The sequence below is a fragment of the Balneolales bacterium ANBcel1 genome (assembly GCA_029688905.1).
In the GTDB taxonomy this organism is placed as follows: domain Bacteria; phylum Bacteroidota; class Rhodothermia; order Balneolales; family Natronogracilivirgulaceae; genus SLLW01.
The window spans coordinates 60,233-80,545 of the sequence record JARULB010000004.1 but is presented as its reverse complement, the minus strand read 5'-3'; the positions used below and the strand labels follow the sequence as shown (position 1 = coordinate 80,545).

14 protein-coding genes and 1 tRNA gene are annotated in these 20,313 nt (G+C 53.0%); 9 read left to right on the top strand and 6 right to left on the bottom strand.

Annotated features, from left to right (window positions below; translation table 11 throughout):
* Positions 1-4: 4 nt before the first annotated feature.
* From QA596_06665 to QA596_06655, 3 genes are all read left to right on the top strand, one after another.
* Positions 5-78, top strand: a tRNA-Ile gene (locus QA596_06665).
* A gap of 784 nt (positions 79-862) precedes the next feature.
* Positions 863-2,041, top strand: a complete 1,179-nt coding sequence (locus QA596_06660) for a hypothetical protein (GenBank protein MDG5767139.1) — start codon at positions 863-865, stop codon at positions 2,039-2,041.
* Positions 2,042-2,098: 57 nt separating this feature from the next.
* Positions 2,099-3,367 (top strand): murein transglycosylase domain-containing protein, encoded by a 1,269-nt coding sequence (locus QA596_06655; GenBank protein MDG5767138.1) that lies wholly within the window; start codon positions 2,099-2,101, stop codon positions 3,365-3,367.
* Between the two features lie 66 nt (positions 3,368-3,433).
* Here the strand turns inward: QA596_06655 and QA596_06650 are convergent, their stop codons facing one another.
* The 3 genes from QA596_06650 to QA596_06640 form a co-directional block, all read right to left on the bottom strand.
* Positions 3,434-5,296: an LPP20 family lipoprotein gene (locus QA596_06650; protein MDG5767137.1), complete on the bottom strand. Its 1,863-nt coding sequence runs from the start codon at positions 5,294-5,296 to the stop codon at positions 3,434-3,436.
* A 10-nt stretch (positions 5,297-5,306) separates the two neighbouring features.
* Entirely contained in the window at positions 5,307-6,599 is a 1,293-nt protein-coding gene (locus QA596_06645) for a DUF6175 family protein (GenBank protein MDG5767136.1), read from the bottom strand.
* Positions 6,600-6,661: 62 nt separating this feature from the next.
* Positions 6,662-8,491: a hypothetical protein gene (locus QA596_06640; protein ID MDG5767135.1), complete on the bottom strand. Its 1,830-nt coding sequence runs from the start codon at positions 8,489-8,491 to the stop codon at positions 6,662-6,664.
* A 534-nt stretch (positions 8,492-9,025) separates the two neighbouring features.
* On the opposite strand from QA596_06640, the gene QA596_06635 reads away from it, so the two are divergent.
* The gene (locus QA596_06635; GenBank protein MDG5767134.1) at positions 9,026-11,473 is read left to right on the top strand and encodes a tetratricopeptide repeat protein; all 2,448 of its coding nucleotides are present in this window, start codon (positions 9,026-9,028) and stop codon (positions 11,471-11,473) included.
* 179 nt (positions 11,474-11,652) lie between these two features.
* On the opposite strand, the gene QA596_06630 is transcribed toward QA596_06635, so the two are convergent.
* A complete protein-coding gene (locus tag QA596_06630; GenBank protein ID MDG5767133.1) occupies positions 11,653-12,105 on the bottom strand; it encodes a hypothetical protein in 453 nt (150 codons plus the stop codon).
* Positions 12,106-12,642: 537 nt separating this feature from the next.
* Between QA596_06630 and QA596_06625 the strand changes: the two genes are divergently transcribed.
* A complete protein-coding gene (locus QA596_06625) occupies positions 12,643-14,193 on the top strand; it encodes an ethylbenzene dehydrogenase-related protein (GenBank protein ID MDG5767132.1) in 1,551 nt (516 codons plus the stop codon).
* Positions 14,194-14,321: 128 nt separating this feature from the next.
* Positions 14,322-15,557: a U32 family peptidase gene (locus QA596_06620; protein ID MDG5767131.1), complete on the top strand. Its 1,236-nt coding sequence runs from the start codon at positions 14,322-14,324 to the stop codon at positions 15,555-15,557.
* A gap of 159 nt (positions 15,558-15,716) precedes the next feature.
* On the opposite strand, the gene QA596_06615 is transcribed toward QA596_06620, so the two are convergent.
* Together QA596_06615 and QA596_06610 are read right to left on the bottom strand one after the other, a co-directional pair.
* Positions 15,717-16,319 (bottom strand): TetR/AcrR family transcriptional regulator, encoded by a 603-nt coding sequence (locus QA596_06615; protein MDG5767130.1) that lies wholly within the window; start codon positions 16,317-16,319, stop codon positions 15,717-15,719.
* 181 nt (positions 16,320-16,500) lie between these two features.
* The gene (locus tag QA596_06610) at positions 16,501-17,109 is read right to left on the bottom strand and encodes a porin family protein (GenBank protein MDG5767129.1); all 609 of its coding nucleotides are present in this window, start codon (positions 17,107-17,109) and stop codon (positions 16,501-16,503) included.
* 456 nt (positions 17,110-17,565) lie between these two features.
* On the opposite strand from QA596_06610, the gene QA596_06605 reads away from it, so the two are divergent.
* From QA596_06605 to QA596_06595, 3 genes are read left to right on the top strand one after another with little or no spacing between them, the layout of a single operon-like run.
* Positions 17,566-17,721 (top strand): hypothetical protein, encoded by a 156-nt coding sequence (locus tag QA596_06605; GenBank protein ID MDG5767128.1) that lies wholly within the window; start codon positions 17,566-17,568, stop codon positions 17,719-17,721.
* A gap of 26 nt (positions 17,722-17,747) precedes the next feature.
* Positions 17,748-19,097, top strand: a complete 1,350-nt coding sequence (locus QA596_06600; GenBank protein MDG5767127.1) for a TolC family protein — start codon at positions 17,748-17,750, stop codon at positions 19,095-19,097.
* A 53-nt stretch (positions 19,098-19,150) separates the two neighbouring features.
* Positions 19,151-20,203 carry an efflux RND transporter periplasmic adaptor subunit gene (locus QA596_06595; GenBank protein ID MDG5767126.1) on the top strand — a complete coding sequence of 351 codons (1,053 nt, stop codon included), beginning with the start codon at positions 19,151-19,153 and terminating at the stop codon, positions 20,201-20,203.
* Positions 20,204-20,313 lie beyond the last annotated feature (110 nt).

Genomic DNA, 20,313 nt, shown 5'->3' with positions numbered 1-20,313 from the left:
TGATGGGCCCGTAGCTCAGTTGGTTAGAGCAGTCGACTCATAATCGATTGGTCGGGGGTTCAAGTCCCTCCGGGCCCACTTAACCAGAAACGGCGAATTTTGGTAAATAAACCCGAATTGCGCCGTTTTTTTTGCCCCGATGTGGAAAAAATGTGCCACATTTGGGACACTTTTGGAGCACCCAATCGCCTCTTTCCGGATAGCCCATGCGCCTGCCGGACACTCCGGTGTGGTTTTCTGTAAGCCGGCACACCTGCGAAACATCAGCTGCTGCTGCAACCGGTCCGGATCAATCGTGAATATCCACCTGCCCATCAATAGCGAAATACTTTCCAAACTGATTTTTTCAGGAGGTTCACGAGTGACTGACATAGCGTATTCGCAGCCATTACTTGCCATCCTATCTGTTTTAGAATCCACAAAAAATTCAGGAATATTGCAGATGATATCCTGTTATTATGTGATGTGAACTACTCATAAAATAATCGTGATATCATAATATATATTCTATAATGTCATGATGGATTGGTAGTTAGTGTCAATATCAGTGTAGATATAAACAAAAATTGGGTATTAGAGTTTGTTAAGTTTCCTGTGATACTATTGACAGGAGTTGTTGAAGTCTTCATATTATTTTTGACTGAGATTAAATAAAGCTATTCTCGGTACTATCACTTCTTATTTATTATATATCGCAGTAATAATACTGGGTTTTTGGTATTTATTGGCTTAGGCCAAAGTTGTTGTATTTGTGTTGTTTGTATTTGGGTAAGGCGCCTGTATGGGTAACGCGCCTGTATTATTTGCACATGTCACCTTTTGGAAGGGGGACTCACTTGTACACTTATCAAAGGAGGCTAGCATGTCAATTGATTCAAATCGCGACAAACTGGATAAAGCGCACGAACTATATGATCAAATTTTTGACTATTGGGGGCATAAGGAGACCGACCCGGATACTGGCGAGGAGTTGTCAAGTCCAAACAGTCTTGAGCAAATAGAATTTGCCAAATCAAAAATCGCCGAAATTGAAAAGCTTAATGTCTCCGACGAGGAGTTTAACGCATTGCTCGCAAATGTAAAGGAAATGGCGGAAGACAGAAATGCTGTCGGTCATACTATTTACAGTGAAATCGTGGATGAATGGGATTTTGCGGAGGCGGAAACCGAAGAAGGGGATGCTCTTTATCACCCGACCAGCAAGAAACACATCGAGAGTGCAAATGAGAAGCTGGCAGAAATCGACAAGCTGAATATCACAGACCAGGAGCTTATCGGGATGGTCGAAAATGTCCGCGAAATCGTCAACGAAGCACCCAAAAGAAGGTTTGCAGGTTCCTACTGGATTGCCGGAGTCATCGGTATCTTCGTACTGATCATCACCTGGTCCGATACAACAACCTTTTTCGATAAAATGGGTGGACACCATTCCATGGAAAATGCGGAAGCCATCCACAGTAGTGCGGTCAATCGCATTGAAAGCAGGATTTCCACTCTCGAAAACCAACCGGAGAATTCATTCAGAAGGGATGAACAGTTGCAAGACCGCCGGGAGGAACTCTCAAGGGTCAGCGAAATGTCGCCGGAAGCCTACGTACGCAGCGAAAACCGAAGGCACAGAAGGCAGGCGGCCTCGAACCTGTTCCAAACCCTCTTTCTTGTCGGGGTCTTTGGCGGTTACCTGTACGTATCGCGGGCGCCGGTCTTTCTGATCAACAGAAGAAAAAGGCAGATCGAGATGATGAAGAAAAGTTCGAATTTCTTTCAAAAACTGGTGTTCGGTACCATTGCGGCCGTATGGTCCATTCCAATCACTACCTATGTAACCCGTTGGAGTGACGGAAGCGAGACCACGGACAGTAACGCAATTGTTGTACTTGCAATCGGCATTTTTGTAACGGTGATTGTCCTGGCCATCGTTTTTTATGTCATGATCATCGCCCTGCCGTTCCTGGCCGTGTTGAACTATGTGAGAAATTATCAGTATGAACGGGTGGATGATTTTATGGCAGGCTTTAAGGCAAAAATAGGCTGGGCCTGAGACAGGGCAGGGAAATGATACTGACACAGGCAGGCGGCAAATCAATGCGGAGGACCCATGAAATTACTGAAATCAGCTATCATACCTGATGCGATGAACAAAGGTGATGCAGTGCCGTCCAATGCGCGGCCGAGAGCATGTAACCCGTTCGCTGCAAAAGGGACAGCTGCTGCAACCGCCATGATACTCATGATATCGGGGTTTCTTTTTTCCCCGCCTCAACTGGTGGCCCAGCAGACCTTTGAGGAGTTCCAGGCGCAGCAGCGCGAAGCTTTCGAGGAGTTCAGTGATCTTGAACGGGAAGGCATGATCCTGGATGAAGTCGCATTTGAGGAATATCGTGCCGAGCAGCAGGCACTGTTCGAGGCTTTTCGCGAGGAGATGGAGCGCCGGTGGGGTGATTTCCGCGAACGAACGAAGACAAACTGGGTAGAGTACCGAAGCGGGGGGACCGTCCGCTGGGATGTCGACTTCGAGGAGGGATCCGTGGAGGTGGAAGTTCTTGCGGAAGAGGGTGATACCGAGGAAATACTGCGGGAGAAAATCAGGGAATCTGTAGTGGATCTGGCCGAAAGCAGGGGCACACGCAGCGAAATGCCCGAAGATGACGAGGAGATTTATGAGGAACCGGTTCTTGAAGGTCAGCTGGATCTGGGTGATGCCGACGACATCGCCGGACTCGCGCAGAGAGCTGCCGAAGAGGCGCAACTGGAATCCAGAAACAGCGAGGAGGTTCGACAGATACTGCGTGTGAACCTGTCCCTGGTCCCGGACCACATTCGAACGCGTGCGGAGAAGTTCCAGAAATACCTTGCCGAAAATACCGGACGCTACGAACAGGATCCGGCTCTTATCCTGGCCATCATCCACACCGAATCCTATTTCAACCCGGTAGCGCGTTCACATGCCAATGCACTTGGCCTCATGCAGATCGTCCCGAATACCGCAGGGCGTGACGTCTATCGCAGACTTCGAAACAAGGACGGCATTCCCAGCCCTGACCTTCTTTTCGACCCGAATAACAACCTTCTATTCGGATGTACGTATTATGACATCCTCACAAATCAGTATATCCGTGGTGTAACTTCTCCAAGGGTGCTGGAGTACATGGCCATCAGTGCCTATAATACCGGAGCCGGAAATGTTGCCCGGGCCTACACCGGCAACACCAATATCAACCGGGCGGTGACGATTGCCAATGAGATGTCTCCTGAAGAAAACTACAACCACCTGATTGAAAACTTGCCCTGGGAGGAAACCAGGGACTATCTGCAGAAAGTAACCGAACGCCGTGCCAGTTATCGGGAATGGCTTTCGGCGGAATAGACCTCCGTGCCCGTGTCGGGTATTCATTCTTGAAAAAAAACCGGCTAGAAAATCCACCGGCTCACTTCAGCGGGATGATTTTATCAGCGGGATATCGCGAAGGCGCACATCGGTGCTGCCGGCCCGGAATGACAACAAGGTAATCACGTTGGTTTCGGGGTGGACATCCCTGAATTCGATGGTCATTTTTACCGGCACATCCGGGATAATCAGATGGTCGAAACCCCAGCCCCTTACGGTACTGCTGGAGGCCACGGAAATAGCCGGACCTGTGACTTCTCTTCCTTCCTGATCGTACATGATGAACAATCGGCGTGAAAAACGGGTGTTGCGATCCCTGTGGTCGTGATTTGTAATCATCACCTCCACTATGACCCTGTTATCGGGTGTCATGGAAGCCGAGTGCACTTCAAATGTAAAATCGTCGATGGTTGTTTTGGGCAGCCGCCCCCCTGACTCACGTCCCGTCCCTGCCGGGGCTTCGTGTCTGTCTCGCTGTTCCCGTACTGCTGAAGGCGGGCTTCCGTGTTCGGCCATGGCCATCTCCATGGTCACACCGGCAAGTGCCCTGGCCAAATCCTGCCGGTCGATGGAGAGCCGGTTCAGCGAAGCGTTCAATGCATCCGACTCGCTTCTGTGGCTCATTCCGGTTCCCCGGGCCTCGAGCGAACCCACCACGGAATTGTCTGAACGCTGCCTGATCATAAGGTTCATCTCCGAGCGCACCACGAACTGGCGGCCGTCCAAACCGTCAACCTCGCGGGAATCGACCCGCCCCAGGCTGCCTTCCAAAACCACTCCGGACGCGTCGCTGAGACGGTATCCCAAACGTTCAACCACACTTCCAAGTCGCTGCTCGCTTCCGGCATGCCTCCTTCCGGCTTCATCGGTAACGACCACGGCCACCGGAATTCTGTCGGTATCGGAGATACGGTAGTTTGCACGGACCGAAATATCGCGAACCATACTTCGAAATACCGGGGGGATCTCCGAAAATGACGCTGTTGCCGTAATTCTGTTCATTTCCCCCCGAATCCGCATGGCTGTCAGATGTACCGATGCCAGGCCTTCCGCGTCGGTTGTCACCCTGTCAGCCTCACCTCCATCCTGATATGCCACCAGCAGAGGCAGACTGGATACCGGCACCTCCCGGCCGTTCTGCTTGTAGACTGCACTGAATACAATCGGTTCGGCGAGTTGCCTGCCGGGAACACCGGCCTGTTCGTCTCCGGATTTCACCGAAAGGCGCACTGAAGCGAGCGTTTCCCGGATTTCGGGAACAAGCCTTGCCACGCCCAGAATATCGCCACTTCCGTATGATCTGTGCGCAAGGGCGTTGTGGGTTGACAAGGCCGAATAGAACTCTGAGGCCTGCCCCTGCGCTTCCAGCAGCGCATTGATTCCCGTAGTTATCTGTCCCTGCCGTATATGATTGCGCCCGCTTTCAACCATGGCATCGTAGCTCTCACGAAGACGATCCAGCTCCGAATGCAACTCCCTGACATACCGCTGTCTGTCGAGGGCGGCCAGAGCGTAGTAACGGCCGGCATGCTCGCCCTGCATCGCAATCTCCACCCCTGGAAGCTGTTCGTCGATGCGGGATGTGCTTTCATTGCGGTACATGGACTCAAACGAACTGCGGTCACCTCTGTCCATTTCTGTGACAATAGAGGTGATTTCCGACTCCACCCTGACCCGTATCTGGGCACCGAGTGAAGTCCTGGCCTGACCTGCGGCCTCTTCCAGTGTGTCGCCCTCACCCATGCCCACAATATAGAGGTCGGCGGGGTAGTGCATGCTTCGGCCCTCAAGGTACCAGTCCGGTATCTGGGCAAAGGAATTCCCTCCGGCAAGCAGGAACAGGTGCCCGGCCGCAACGGTCATCATGCAGAGAAACAGATAGCGGATGGATATGACAGTTTTTTTCATGAGCAATGAATTATCCCCGATCCACTTCCAGTACGAGGAGTTTTCGATTGATGGTCACAGAACGGATGCGCCCGATGCCGCCGTAACGGTTGAATTCGCGCATAAGAGAACGGTAAACATTTCTGGAGTTGGCATATTCACCAGGGTCACACCAGATCAGATAATCGAGAGTTCGGCTGGTGGCAATGTTCTCCCGTGAAGATCGGGTGATGGCGTCCACGGCATCCATAAAGGCGAACTGAATATCCTCTATGTCGTCACGGCTGAAAAAGTCGGGGATATTGAGCACTATCTTGTACTGAATCCCCCGGCTCATGTCATCTACCCAGTAGTTGTTAATGCGGGAAAGCACCTTGTCTATGGCGTCGTTCATAGCTTCCTCGATGGATACGGAACGCTCCCCGCGCCGTCCCTGGCTGTATCCTGTCTCGGTTCCGAGCAGACGTCCGGTTGTGGTTTCAAATGCGCGAACCAGCATGGATGTACGGGTTGTGCCGAACCCCGCATCTTCCTCCGTACTCGAAAACGTGATGTAGATATCGCTGCCGATTTGCTGCGCAATCTGGTAGGCGTAGTCTTCCTGTTGACCTTCCACAAGGTTCAGGGCCGAAATCATCTGGTCTAGTCCGCTTACCTGTTCGGGGACGACCACATCGTAGAGCCGGGAGGTGAGAAAGCTTTCCACAACAGCAGCGGCATGGCGGATATACTGATCGCTTTGCAGCAGTTCGATCGGGCTCTGGTTGGATGCGGTCTGAGGCAGGACCATGACGAAGGGCCGGCCGATGGCCTCGGTCAGGTCCGAGCGCGCTTCAATGATACGGAAACGCTCAAGCTCGCTGTTAATCATTTCGGTGTTGATGCGGAATCGTTTTGTGATCTGCAGGCCCGTTCCATCGACAGTCCGGACCCTTTCGACCAGCCCCGTCTGTTCCCACGCGATCCACTGCTCAATATGGTCCAGGTCGAAGAAATGGGATTCATAAGGGCGAAACCGGTTCCGGGCATCATCGGTGGAAAGCATGGGATCGGTGGAGCCAAAAAGCAGGAACCAGACGGCTGCCTTTTTTGCATCCCGGGTGGCCATGGTCACACCATTGTCATTAAGGTCTCTCTCTATCCTTCGGGAACGTGACTCGGAAGATCGGTAGATCCCGGTTGCTTCGATCATCACCTCGGCCGGCGAGGTGCGTTCCACCAGCCTTGCCTGACGCGAAACCGGCAGGTCAGGAGCCACTGCCTGCGCCGTAATACTGAACAATACAAGAAAAAGGAAGGGGGCTATTGTCCGTTTTTTCATCATTCAGAGATTAATTGTTAATATCAAAAAAATGGATATGGCGGGAAGCCACTGTCGATATGTGTTCAATTGGATCGGAAGCCATCCAGGAACCCGAAAAGATTGAGTCCGGTATTACGGATAGAGTAGGTGATACCGGCGGTAAAAAAGACGCCGCCAAGGTCTATCTCACTCTCTTCCACCAGAAACTCGCCGGACTCTCCGTCCACTTCCATTGAAGCCTGGAGCGGCCGTGTGGCCATCTTGTATCCTGCCCCGATACTGAAACTCCAGGCAGGTCCGAGTAGCAGTTCATAGTCCAGTGACGCACGGCCTCCAGCCGAAAACAGCGTGAGGCTGTTGTCGTCGCCGGCACTCATACGCATGGCATCAAGGCCGGCACCGAAACGAAGACCGATATTGTTTCGGCCGGCAAACCAGAATTTCTTTGTATAGCCCAGGTAGAAATCAAGTAACAGCAGCGAACCGTCGTCAAAAGCGGGTGCCCGGTCATAATCGACGGGAAACCCGAGTCCGATGTCGATGGACAGGAAGCTTTGGCTGATTCCGGTCACAGGCGCAAGGTTATAGGCATAGCTCAGGTTCAGGTCATATGTGCGCGTGACATCACTCAGCAGCCAGCCGATTTCCGAGGCCGGTATCAGCAGACCGTCCGAAATCCCCATGGTTATTCTCAGGTCGTACCCGATCCGCGGGTATTCGCGCGCGATGATCCCGACTCCCTGCCTTCTGCCAAGAAGCTGACTTGCCGTCGAGTAGTTTAACGGGTCGGCGGTATTGTCACCTACATCGGTAATCCTGGCATAGCCGACTGTCGCGGCAGATTCCGTGCCGTCCGATTCCCGCCGAAGCTCGACAAGTTCATACATGTCATCCAGATAAACCCCTTCCTCACGCCCAAGGGCCAGTGAGTAGTTTCTGCCGGACAGGACTTCCACAATGCTGCCCCTCAGCTGAAACTCGGGAATGCCTCTGGTTTCTACACCCAGCTGGCGTACCCAGTTCTGTGTAGCCTCGTACAGGGCATAGGTCCGTGAATTGACTTCCCAGGTGTCATTGCCGACCCGGAAGGTGTGCTCTCTTCCCCTTTCGGCACGCCCACCGGCACCGGCTGTAACATTCAGCAGTTCCGAGATGGATACCTCCCCGTCTGGGCAAATATTCACCGAGAACCAGATAATACCCCCCTCGATCCGCACCGAATTGTAAGCGGTAGTTGAGCTTCTTTGAGTTTCCGCGGATTGATCATCGGATTGAAGCGCGCGCAAGAAGCTCCGGCCAGGCGAAGATCCGGCTTCCGCCCTGGACAGCGAAACCGTAATGGAACTGACATAGGGCAGGTACACATAGGATGAGTTCATCAGGAGCTCAAGTTCCTCGACCGTAAGGCCGACCGACCTGGCACGGGTGGCTGCGAAGGTCTGCCAAGCCGACTCGTCTCGCAGGGCCAGTCCGCGGCTCTTCATGATCTCCGGGTCATTGAGGATGTCGAGGATAGCCTCTCCAACGGTTTCCTGCAACAACTCAGCCAGGTCCTGCTCATCAATCACGTTCATGCGTGATACCCTGTTCCTGAACCGGTCCACCACCGCGTCGGGAAGTTCATTGTAATCAAAACGGGGCATCTCAACATAAAGGCCCATCATGGATTCGAAGAATTCGAAGTCCAGCGGCATGTCGATATTCGCGCCCGGCTTGATCCAGACAGATTCCACACTCGAAATAGCACTGCGTTTGTAGTCACCAGACCTGGAAACAGCGGTAGTTTGAACAGCAAATAAAATGAAAAGCAATACGCCTGCCACTTTCATGGTAATACTCCCCCGGCGTTTATTGGCAATAATAATGGTGATGATATCCCGTGGCCAAAAATAATACGCTGGACCCAGGGACATGATGCAAGCTCTTGCTGATACCCCTTATCCAATATATAAAACGACCTGCCATGGCACAATTAAATTAGTGAAGCGCCTGAAAGATCTGCCTCATTATACTTTTTTGCGGATCCCGCCACGGCACAAGCAAATAGGTGAAACGTCTGCGGTTCCGTCCACGGGCGATAACTCTTTTCCTGCAGGAGCGATTCTTGATGATTCTCGGAAATAGAAACACTTGTCAGGGCTGCATGACCTAGCACACACGTCGCGGATACATCAGGCCGGGGAGAGACCGGGTTTATCCCGAGCAGGCCGCCCGACAAGAACCGCCGAAAGTTATTGTGCAAAAAAGTAATTTGTAGCATATTGAGTCAGGCTGCCATGAAATTATTACGGAGCTTGCGGCCTGATGATCGGATTATTTATTGGCTTCATGTTATGAAGGGGTGTTAAATGACAGGAAGAGGAGCCGTGACTAAATGAGACTGGGTGGATGGGAGCCCGTCCGTCCGGCAACCGAAAGAGAACCGGCAAACTGACAGGGAGGGAATTATGACTGATGATCACCAGGAACCATTGTCCGGGGACGATCCGGAATCGAATCCGCTTGAACTTTTTCAAAAGGCTTCAGAGGCCGTTGAGGCCGAGGAATACGAACAGGCACTGGAATATGCCCGGCAGGCACTTGAGGATGAACTAACCGGCGAGGAGCTTGCAAACCAGCTGAAAGCCCTAATGGGCTACTGCCATTTTAAAGCCTACCGGTTTGAAGAGGCGCTCAAGTGGTATCGGGAGGCGGGCGATGAAGTTGAAATGACGGATGATGAATATTACGCCTATGCCTATACACTCTACCATGAGCAGGAGTATCATGAAGCGTATGAGACACTGGACAGGATCAGCGAGGAGTTTCAGGATGATCCTGCCGTGTTGACACTACGCGGGGTTGTTGCCCACAATTTTGACGACCCTGACTGGGAAACCGTTCTGGATCTTCTTCTCAGGGCGGCTGAAAAGGAGCCGGAGGAAAGTGAGAATTTTATCATTGCCGAGTGCCTGCGCATGCTCGAGCGCTACGAGGAATCGTATCCCTATTACCGGAAAGCTATCGAGGCCCAACCGGATAATGCCAGGAGGTACTATTCTTACGGGTTGGCCAAATTTCTCGGCGAAGAGCCGGAAGAGGCCATTGCTGCCTTGCAGGAGTCACTGGCGTACGACGACCAGCAGGGAGAGGTCCATCTGAATCTTGCCCGTATGCTTATTGCCAACGATCGTAAAGAGGAAGCGCTTGGCCACGTTGAAAAAGCCATCGAACTGGGCGAACCGGAAGCCAGGGAGTTGCTCGGAATGATGGCGTCATCGCTAGAGGATACCGGCGAAGAAGAAGAGGAGTATGAGTGGGAGGAAGAGGATCCTGCGAAACGAATTCATCCGCTGGCCCAGTACACCTTGTACTCCATCCGGCACCGCTTTCCGATGAAGCTTTTTGTCATGCTGGGAGGGGTTGCGCTGGTAGCGGTGGTGGCCATCGGTGCCGTAATATCAAAATACGAACAAGTGCCGGGGCCGCCTCCGGTGGTCGATGAGACTTTACGTGCCCACGAGGCCACCAGTTTCATCTCTATGTGCCAATTTACCGAAGGCGACCGTGTGATCGAAACGTCCGTACCCCGGGGTGCCGAGCTCAAGCCGGTTGCCAGGTACCGACGCCATATTCTGGTGGAGCTGGCTGACGGACAGCGAGGGCTTTTGCCCTACAGCGCTATTGACCGCTATTATCACGTGACCCTGCCCCCCGGCACCAGGCTGTACAGAGAACCGCAGGGAACTGCCGACATGGGTGAAGTGGGTGAAAACGGTGCACGAGCTATTAACCTTTCCAATATCAGTGATTTCAGTACACAGCGACAGAGAGTTCGGCTGACTGATGGCGGCAACGTGGCCTATGTACAAAACAGGGTCATGCGCAGAGACCTGACCGCGATCAGCTTGCCCACTGTGAACGCGTCAAATCAGCGTCTTTACAAGCGGGAAAGGTTGGAGCAGTTGTTGCAGGGCGCCGATATCAACCAGGTAACCCGGCGACTGGGTGTGCCTCTGGGACGGCTGGATGACCGTGAAACCGGGCAGACGGTCTACCTGTTTCCTCGCGTAATGGTTGTCGAGCAGGGGCAGCGATGGAACAGGACGGCCGTGATTATGGAAAACGATCAGGTAACCCGAATTGTGGGTCAGGGTGAAACCGAAACCAGGCCTATTGATCAAATGACGGCCATCAATCATGTCCAGAAAGCAGGCCTGCCCAATCTCTTCCTGCAGTCCCCTCCCTGGTTCACTCCCGTTGGAACCGACTGGATCACAGGTCGCCTTGACCAGCTTAAGGATTGGTCCCGTGGAGTGGGATGGATTGTGCACATCATCGTCATTCTGATCTTCATTGGCCTGGCGCTTGTGGTTCTGTACAGTATTTTCGGCCTGCCGCTGCTACTGACATGGCCCCTGATCTACCTGCTGGGGAAAACCACACGTCTGCCTAACGCCTTCCTCAAGTTGGTGATGTGGTTGCTGCTGGCTGCCGGTTTCACCGCTTTCTTCTTTACAAGCATGGCCGTCCTTGACATCAGCTACAGCAACTTCGTCATCACCTTGTACGGCATTTTCCTCTTCTTTTTCTTTCTGCGGATGGGCCAGCAGGGCAGTGAGTATCTGCATGCCTCGCGATGCACGGACTGCCGCATATGGAAATCCGCCAATATTCTGGGTTCATTGTATCTGGGATACGACCGCTCGGTCAGCTATGATCGGGTTTACACCGGCAAGAGCACAAGCATGTTCAGTGACACCGTTACATATCACTACGAAGACAGGCCCAGGTATTCCTACACCTACTACTATCAGGACTTCTTCAACTGTATGCTCTGTGGAAAAACCTGGGATACTAACGAAACCGAGCGCCGCCAGCGCGCGGACATGGATCACGGCCGTGTCCCGGCATGAGCGCAGTGTGACTGGCCGGTTTTCATGAATGTGAGGCCTACAGGCTGTGCTCCGGTTTGCCCGGAGTAGAGGGGATATCGATCGTGACTGGAGCAGCGGAAGTGAGCGGGCAAAAAAAAGAGCCGTAATCCGCAGATTAAGGCTCTTGACTGAAGCTGTCGGCATGCAAATACTTCCCGTCAGTTGCCTCCGGATAGCTCCCGAATCCGTTGATCCATTTCCTGGAAGGCCTGTGACTCACGAAATCTGGTGTAGAGCTCTTCCTCCGAGGACAGGGAGTTCTCCAATTGAGACCTGGCCTCGCCAACAGGCAAACGATAGAGAACAAAGGCCTCATATCTCCCCGTATCATCATTAACCATAAAATCCCGCTGAATCACTGAACCACCCCGAAGTTGTTGTTGGGTGATCGCTCGTGTTACGTTGGTCCAGGCTTCGCGGTAATTGGCTTCTTCACCGGAGGTGATTTCTTCTTCAAATAATTTTTGCATACCCTCTACCACGGTTTCCAGCTTTTGTGCCATCGCTCCTTGCGCGCTGATACTTGCCTGGTCAATTGCGGTTCCACGTCTTTGGGATTCAGCCTCACCGATAGAGTAGAGATATTCCGCAGTATCCTCGGGAGGATTCATGTACCAGTCCGGTAACTGAGGGCCGGTATCCTCAACTGCAGAGGTAGAACTGCAAGCACTCACTAACACAAGGAGTGCCAGTATCGAAAATATTGAAGTTTGTAGGTTGTATATCATAACTCGCAGAATTATGTGAATGTTTTAGACGAAATAGATTTTTGATGTGCCATGATATGCCCGACTTGATGCAAGTCATAGGAAATAATACCTGTTTCTTTTTTTAGTAGCAAAGCCTTGTTGCTTTTTATTTGATTTTTTCATAGCGCATGGTGGATTGGAGGATTTCAGAGAATGTTCCGGTTGATACAGGAGCCGTCTCGGACGTTGAGACAGCGAAGGGGGCTGTTTTTTAACAACCGTGAGTTGTCCGGATGGTAAATGAGGAAAAATGAAGGTGATATCATGTTTTCGTTTTAGCGATAATTCTTTTATTTAGGAAGCTCCCAACCATGACTGTAAGGCAGGGGGCCGGTTTCGCTCCGGAATCGTTTCTCAGCCACTATACCCAAATTCACCCTCTTCATGTTCCGAAAAATCATGCTATTCATTATCCGTATAAAAACATCTGTTTTTTTTACTTCTTCCCGGCTGTCGGGTCTTGCGCTCATCCTGATGCTGGCTCTGACATCAGCCGGGTGTGAGGACAGGCCGGACCGATCCGGCAGCGAAGACATCCCCGGTGAAACGGGCAGCGGCGCACCCGGCGAAGCTTTTTCCGCAGAGTATGATACCCCCGCTCTGGCTCCATCCAGCCCACTTTATGTGGATCATGACCGCAATGTGTACATCCCTGCAAAAGAGGATCTTGTCCGCTCACTTGATGTTGCATTTACCTACAACAGGGACTCGGTCCGTGTGCATTTCCGATATGCGACCGACAGGCCCTCGTGGTATCACCAGTATCTGGTCTATGAGGATGGCACCTGGAATCGGTATGGCAGCGGAGGCCAGGGTCCGGATGTCCACGGGCTCTACGAAGATCGCTTTTCCATGATGCTGGACGACGGGTCGGTTGAAGGGTTTGCTGAAATCGGCGGATTTGTTACGGTGCACCCCGGCATGCGGTCCATGACGGATGCCGCATCGGCGCAAGAGGTTGAAGCGCATCCCCACCTGGGCGAAACAATGGGCCGCTCTGACGTTAGAAAGTACATCAGAGAGTCCAGGGAGCAGGAGATGGACGGCGGGCACCACTGGGCACAGGTACGGCCGCAGGATGAGCTGGATGAGTTGCGCGAAAAGGGGGCCTTTCTCGATTTATGGCAGTGGCGGGCACATCGTTCGAACCCGCTCGGGTATGCCGACAACGGGTATGTCCTCGATTACCGGCACGGATCCGAAGGCACCTCCATGTACACCGATAACACCGACGACACGGGGCAGCCCCGGTACATGTTTGATGTGCGAACCGTCAACCGGCATGCGCTTCGCAAAGACAGTCTGGTGGACCGCCTGTACACCCAGGATGATCCCTATTTTTTGTATAAGGGCAACGCTGCTCCATTCGATCCGGATATTGACTGGCAGGACGGGGACGCGCTGCCTCATCGCTTCCTGCGGGAACCGGAGGGGAGTCGTGGTGCCCTGAAGGCAAATGGCTACTGGAGCGAAGGCTACTGGAATATTTCCATCACACGGACCCTGGATGCCCCGGGCCCCATCGACAGCAAACCCATTGCCGACGGGAATTCCTACAACGTCGCGTTTGCCGTACACACCGATGGCGCCGGCGCTCGATGGCATTATGTTTCGGTGCCTTACCGGGTCGCTTTCAGGGATCCGGACAATCCGCCATCGACACAATACCCGGATGCCAATCCGGTAATACAGGCAAGGTACACAGATGGACCGTTGCATGAGGCCGACCCGGAGTGGTACGAGATCCCCGTCTTCTATCCGGGGCAGGTAGACCTCAGTTGGCTGGAAAATGCCGGTCATCCGGGACATCATTTCGTCCGTGACGGGTCAATGCACATGCTGCAGATCCACGATCTGGAGTTGCTGAGCACATTCATCGTACGCCACGAACTTGAAATGCTTGGACTGGATCCGGAGGCGTTCGGCATCAGTACCGAACTCTCGTATTGACCGCAGAGTCGCTCTCGCCCGGCGGGTCGTCGCATTGCCTCGGCGCGCAACACACGCGATGGCAGCGTCACACCTAACCACGAAGAATTTTCATCCTATCCACACGTTAATTCCGTATTTTCAGGGATATGATGAAAGCTCCGGAAATAATGGCCCCCGTCGGTTCTCCCGAATCGCTAGCCGCCGCTCTGAAGGCCGGCGCTGACGCGGTGTATTTCGGCCTGGGACGGCTCAACATGCGGTCCCGGTCGCGCAACAATTACACCCCCGACGACCTGCCCGATATTACTGCCCGCTGCCGGGAGTACGGCACGAAAACGTACCTCGCGCTCAATACCGTCCTGTACGACGAGGATCTGGATACCATGCGCTCCATGGTTGATGCCGCCGCCAGGAGCGGGGTTTCGGCGGTCATTTCATCCGACCCGGCCGTAATGAATTATGTCCGCAGCGCCGGGCTACCGGTCCATATCTCCACGCAATGCAATATCACCAACATCGAAACCGTAGCGTTTTATTCCCAATGGGCGGATGTGATGGTGCTTGCCCGGGAACTGAACCTTGATCAGGTGGCGGAAATCCATCGTCAGATTCAGGAACGTGACATTCGCGGCCCGGGCGGTCAAAGAGTGCGGCTGGAGGTTTTTATCCATGGCGCGCTGTGCATGGCCGTCTCCGGAAAATGCTATCTGAGCCTGCATACCCACAACTCATCGGCCAACCGCGGAGCCTGTATCCAGAACTGCCGACGCCCCTACACGGTAACAGACAGGCACAGTGATACCGAGCTGGAAATCGACAATGAGTACATCATGAGCGCGAGCGACCTCTGCACCATCGGGTTCCTGGACAAGGTGCTGGATGCCGGTGTGGAAGTGCTTAAAATCGAGGGCCGGGGCCGGTCGGCCGACTACGTGCATACGACGGTCACCTGCTATCGCGAGGCGGTTGAAGCGATCCGTGACGGAAGCTGGTCGCCGGAGAAAATCAGGCGCTGGGAGGAGGAGCTGGCAACGGTCTATAACAGGGGGTTCTGGGACGGCTACTACCTCGGACGAAAAATGGGTGAATGGAGTGATGTCCATGGATCGAAGGCGACGGTGAAGAAGGTCTACCTGGGTCCGGCCCGGAACTTCTATGCCAATCTCGGTGTGGGGGTATTCCAGGTGGAGACGGGGACGCTTCAGAGCGGAGACAGGATTATGGTAACCGGACCTTCGACCGGGGTGGTTACCACCACTGCTGCGGAATTGCGTGTGGATGACCGGGTGGTTCCGGAAGTGGGCAAAGGCGATCTGTTTTCGACGGCGGTCCCGGAGAAAATCCGCCGGTCGGATAAGCTCTATAAACTGATTCCCGCGTAACCCGCCGGTTTACAGATCGCATTTTGGCAGTCTGTCTTCGAACGGACGGTGCCCCTGTCAAACGGCATCGGCGCAACACCATTTCGAAGGTGTTCTCCGGATTTTTGGGCGGCTGCCGGGAGGCGTGACATCAATCCGGGTAGGCCTGGTGCCGGCCTGTCAGCCATGCTCTTCCAGATATTCGGTGATGACCGCCTGCCCTTTGTATGTCGAAATGCCGCTAATAAAACTGAAGAAGATGTGTTCGACCAGATCCTCGCGAGAGTATTCATCCAGCGGAAAAGTATCATAATCCATCGTGAGATTGATCTGGGAGAGGAATACCTTGGCCATGATATCACTGTTGATATGCTTTTTGAACAGACCTTCCTTTTTTCCCTGTTCAATCATCTCGCGCAGGCGAATGTATCTTTTGGAATAATGCTTTTCGGTAATGAGGCTGGAAACTTCAGGATAGTACCGGATGATCTCTTCGAACATCAGGGGATTGATCCGTGCGGTGTGCTTCAAGGATGATTTTATGACCTTGACCAGCGCTTCGATGGTGTGCTCGGCCTCTTCCAGAATGGCATCGTTCTGTACCGTTCGCTCTTCGAAATACTGTTCGATACATCGATGGACGATCTCCTCCTTGTTTTTGAAGTGGTTGTAGATCGTTTTTTTTGAAATCCCGAGACTCTTCGCGATCAGGTCGAGGGAAACATAGTGGATGCCGTGCTTTTTAAACAGCTCGAGTGCCGTTTTCTGGATTTTGTCTTTCATTATGTGACTACGATGGTGGAAAGAACCTGAAGAGAGACCGGAAATTACGTGGCCGCGGGAATAATATAAAAGATATGGCTGCGAATAAGAAAAGCCATACCGGTCAGAGTATGGCTTTTGGGGGATATGTTGGGTTGATTGAATGAAATAGTAAGCGGGCTGGAGCAACTGGCATAAGGTATCAGAAGCCGATACCCAGTGTTACCGCGAACGTGCCGTTTTTGGCGGATGGATCCGCGGGTACATCAAAGAGGTCGACGACCCCAAGGGTGTAGCGCAGGTCCAGCATCACCGTGCGGTAAATATCAAAGCCGCCGCCGAAGGCAAACCCGAAGTCAACGGATCTGAGGTCATCCACATCGTCATCCGAGAGGTTGATCGCCAGGGCGGGTCCGGCGTAAATGTTGGGTGTCAATGCACTGCCGGAATAGAGGTGTCCTTTCAGCAGAACCGGGATCTCCAGGTAATTGAACAGATACCTTGTTTTTTCGCCCTCACCCAGTACACCGTCGTTGACCTGGCTGTGTTTCATCACGAAGTTGGCTTCCGGCTGGATCGAGAAATAGGGCGTCAGCCGGTAGTTCATGAACAGGCCCCCTGTGAAGCCGGCCCGGACATCAGTGCCTCCGACATCATCCCCCCAGAGATCGGAAACGGTCAGTCCCGTGCTGATCCCGAAGGTTATGGGCTTTTGTTCAAATTGATATTGTGCGCGTGAAGTGTCGGCAGCTCCGAAAAGAAAGAACACCGCAATAACTGCGGTCATGGTGTAGTTGGAAAATGAGTTCATAGTCATGGTCTTAATGAGTTAAGTGTGGATGTTGTGTTTCAAGAGGAGTGCCTCTCTTGGGAACTCATAATACGACAAAAGTTTCCTTGTGTCAACTAAAAATTCCGTTTTTAGTACTTTTGCATCAATTTGAATAGAGATATAAACCCGGATTGCAAAAAAAACTTTGCGAATTTGAGGTACTATCAGGTGGGGGAAGATATCGCACGAAAGGGTAGTGGACTAATTGTTAAGGGAAGTGCAATTACAACATAAACAATGAATTAATGATTCTGTTGGTCGATATATCGGAGGGATCCGTCGTGCAGCATGGTGTGTGTTTGGCGGATGGTGTTTGCGTTGGATTTTCATAGTCGGCCGGTTAGGGGGCGGTAAAAGGGAAAAAGATTATTTTGGAAACTTGAATATTTTATTTAGTTTCCTTTCGTGCTTGTTCACCCGGAATCTGAAGCGGTTATGGAATTGGGTCCGTGGGGTCGGGGTGAATGGCACCGGGGAATTGCCGATGACGTGTTGGGCCCCGCCATCATCAAAAAGGATCACTGCCGGCGTCAGCCGCATGGCCTTCAGTATCCCGAAAAGGATCTGAAAGGTGACAACGGTTCAGGCTGATCCAAACAACGAAACCAATGACCGCAATGAATCAAGTATTTCATTTTATCCTCCTTGCAGGATTACTCATCGCCATCACACCGCTACGGGCGGAACCGTCCGGGCCAATAGGCCTGCAAGAGGCCGTTGACATCGCATTGGAAAACAACAGGGAGATTAAAATATCCGAATTCGAAGTCAAGGCTTCCGAGTCATCTGTCAGGGAAGTGACCGGAAGATTCCTTCCCGACATCTCTTTCGGCGGCCAGTATGTCAGAAATGTGAAAAAACCTGTTCTTTTTCTGGGTGGAGGCATGGGCATCCCGGGAATGGAGAACGGTGGCTCTATAGAGATAGGCTATAACAACTCGTACCAGGCTTCTCTCAACGCATCCATGCCGCTCTATTCAAGGCAGCTGATCAAATCCAGACAGGCCGCATCCGAACAACGCGGCTTGACGGAAGTCGGGCTGCAGGATACAAGGAATCGGGTGACGGCCGATGTCAAGCGGGCGTTTTACACGGTGCTGCTCTCCCGCGAGGTCCGTGACGTCACGCAGAAACGCATGCGGAATGCCGAACAGCGGCTCGCTGAAGTCAGAAGACTCCACGATGAAGGCCTGGCCACCGAGTACGATATACTGGTGGCTGAGGTTCAGGTAGAAAACCTGCGTCCCGAGCTACTGCAGGCAAAAGACGAACTGGAAGCTTCCAAACTGCAACTCAAAAATATCATGGGAATTACCGGGGAGCGGGATATCACCATCAAAGGCGAACTGGAGCCGGCCTACATGCGTCCGGTTCATGAAGCCGCCACTCCGCATAACCGGCAGCTGATCACCAACAATTATCTGCTCCGCATGCTCGATCGGCAGATTCAGCTTATGGAGACCAATGTGGAGATCGAGCGGTCGTCGCTGTATCCGACACTCTCCGCTTTCGGCAGCTACCAGTACGAAACCCAGGACGATTCGTTTGATTTCGGGGATTACAACTGGGCCAACTCCGCGGCCGTCGGTCTGCAGATCCAGGTGCCCATCTTCTCCGGAAACAGCCGCCGAGAACGGGTACAGCAGGCACGTATCGGTGTGGAACAGGCCAGAGAGCAGCGGGCCGCCGCCGAGGAAGCGCTCCTCACCGAAATCCGAACCGTGAACAACCGGCTCAAACAGATAAGGGAGCGTATTGAAGTATCCGGACTCGCCCTGCAGCAGGCCGAACGAGCCTATGAACTGTCGGTGATAAGGTTTGAACAGGGACTCGGGACCCAGACCGATATTCACAATTCGGAGCTTGCGTACACTACCAGCCGGTTCAACCGCCTTCAGGCATTTTATGAGTACCAAATCACGCTTGTTTCCCTTGATCAGCTGAAAGGGGAGCTGGCGGCCCGGTAACGAATCTCGCTGCCTCAACCATTTTTTAACGACTGTCACAAAACAATATGAAAATGAAAATCGCACCTGTAATACCCAGCTTGTTAATTTCGATGGCCTTTTTCGCAATCCTTTCAGGATGTACTGCCGAAGTGGAGGAACAGGAGTTCCGGGACCCGGTAGTAGTTGAAGGCGTCGAGGCGCAAATATCCACCCGTTCACTGTTTGTCACCTATCCGGGTACGCTGGAACCCTGGAAGCAGGTGAATGTAGGCTCAAATGCTCCGGGCCGCATCGACCGAATTTATGTGCAGGAGGGTGACCGGATTCAGGCCGGTGATCCGCTGGTGCAGATGGTGGACAACCAGCTGCGGCAGGCACGTATCGCCTACCAGACCACCAAAAGAGAGTACGAACGGCTTCTTCCACTGCGTGAAGAGGGCGCGGTGACCCGCCAGCAGATCGATATGGCCCAAACCGAATACGAGAATGCTCAGGTGAACCTGGGCCTGCTGGAGGAAAACACGATACTCCGTTCACGCATGGACGGCGTGGTTACCGAAAAATGGTTCGAGGAAGGCGAGCTCTATTCCGCGTCGCCGACGGCATCCGGCTCCCCCGGCATCATTCAGGTCATGCAGCTGGATACACTCAAGCTGATGGTGCGTGCCAACGAATCCATGCTGCCGTACATCACTGAAGGTCAGCGGGTATATCTGAGTGCAGACGCGCTCCCCGGCCGGGAGTTCGAAAGCCGTGTATGGCGGATCTTTCCTACGGTCAACCCGGATAACCGCTCATTCCGTGTGGAAATACTGATTGACAACCGCGAAGGGCTCCTTAAACCCGGCATGTTTGCCAGAGCCGAACTCGAAACTCGCTCGCAGGAAGGCCTGTTCATCCCGCGCGAAGCTCTGATGCGAGGCACCAGCTCCAACTCACGGGATGTGGTGTTTCTGGTGGATGAAAGCAACCGCGCGACCCGGCAGGTGGTAACCACAGGCGTATTTCTGGACGATGTGGTCGCGATTGAAGACGGACTTGAGCCGGGGAGCTTTGTCGTCATCAAGGGAAGGCAGCGCCTGGAAAGCGGTATGGAGGTGGAGAAGCGGAAGTACGAGCCGTAAACACGCAGATTCATCGCAACTCCATGATCCCGGGATTATGATGCTGCAGCAGCTTGTGCGCTCGGCGCAATTCCGGTGACCGTTTTTCGATTCTGATTCGCCCTTAATCA

Bases quoted from the DNA above. Each gene is read 5' to 3' on its own strand.
- QA596_06660 (MDG5767139.1), top strand. From the start codon at position 863: ATGTCAATTGATTCAAATCGCGACAAACTGGATAAAGCGCACGAACTA.
- QA596_06655 (MDG5767138.1), top strand. From the start codon at position 2,099: ATGAAATTACTGAAATCAGCTATCATACCTGATGCGATGAACAAAGGT.
- QA596_06650 (MDG5767137.1), bottom strand. From the start codon at position 5,296: ATGAAAAAAACTGTCATATCCATCCGCTATCTGTTTCTCTGCATGATG.
- QA596_06645 (MDG5767136.1), bottom strand. From the start codon at position 6,599: ATGATGAAAAAACGGACAATAGCCCCCTTCCTTTTTCTTGTATTGTTC.
- QA596_06640 (MDG5767135.1), bottom strand. From the start codon at position 8,491: ATGTCCCTGGGTCCAGCGTATTATTTTTGGCCACGGGATATCATCACC.
- QA596_06635 (MDG5767134.1), top strand. From the start codon at position 9,026: ATGACTGATGATCACCAGGAACCATTGTCCGGGGACGATCCGGAATCG.
- QA596_06630 (MDG5767133.1), bottom strand. From the start codon at position 12,105: ATGAATCCTCCCGAGGATACTGCGGAATATCTCTACTCTATCGGTGAG.
- QA596_06625 (MDG5767132.1), top strand. From the start codon at position 12,643: ATGCTATTCATTATCCGTATAAAAACATCTGTTTTTTTTACTTCTTCC.
- QA596_06620 (MDG5767131.1), top strand. From the start codon at position 14,322: ATGATGAAAGCTCCGGAAATAATGGCCCCCGTCGGTTCTCCCGAATCG.
- QA596_06615 (MDG5767130.1), bottom strand. From the start codon at position 16,319: ATGAAAGACAAAATCCAGAAAACGGCACTCGAGCTGTTTAAAAAGCAC.
- QA596_06610 (MDG5767129.1), bottom strand. From the start codon at position 17,109: ATGAACTCATTTTCCAACTACACCATGACCGCAGTTATTGCGGTGTTC.
- QA596_06605 (MDG5767128.1), top strand. From the start codon at position 17,566: ATGGAATTGGGTCCGTGGGGTCGGGGTGAATGGCACCGGGGAATTGCC.
- QA596_06600 (MDG5767127.1), top strand. From the start codon at position 17,748: ATGAATCAAGTATTTCATTTTATCCTCCTTGCAGGATTACTCATCGCC.
- QA596_06595 (MDG5767126.1), top strand. From the start codon at position 19,151: ATGAAAATCGCACCTGTAATACCCAGCTTGTTAATTTCGATGGCCTTT.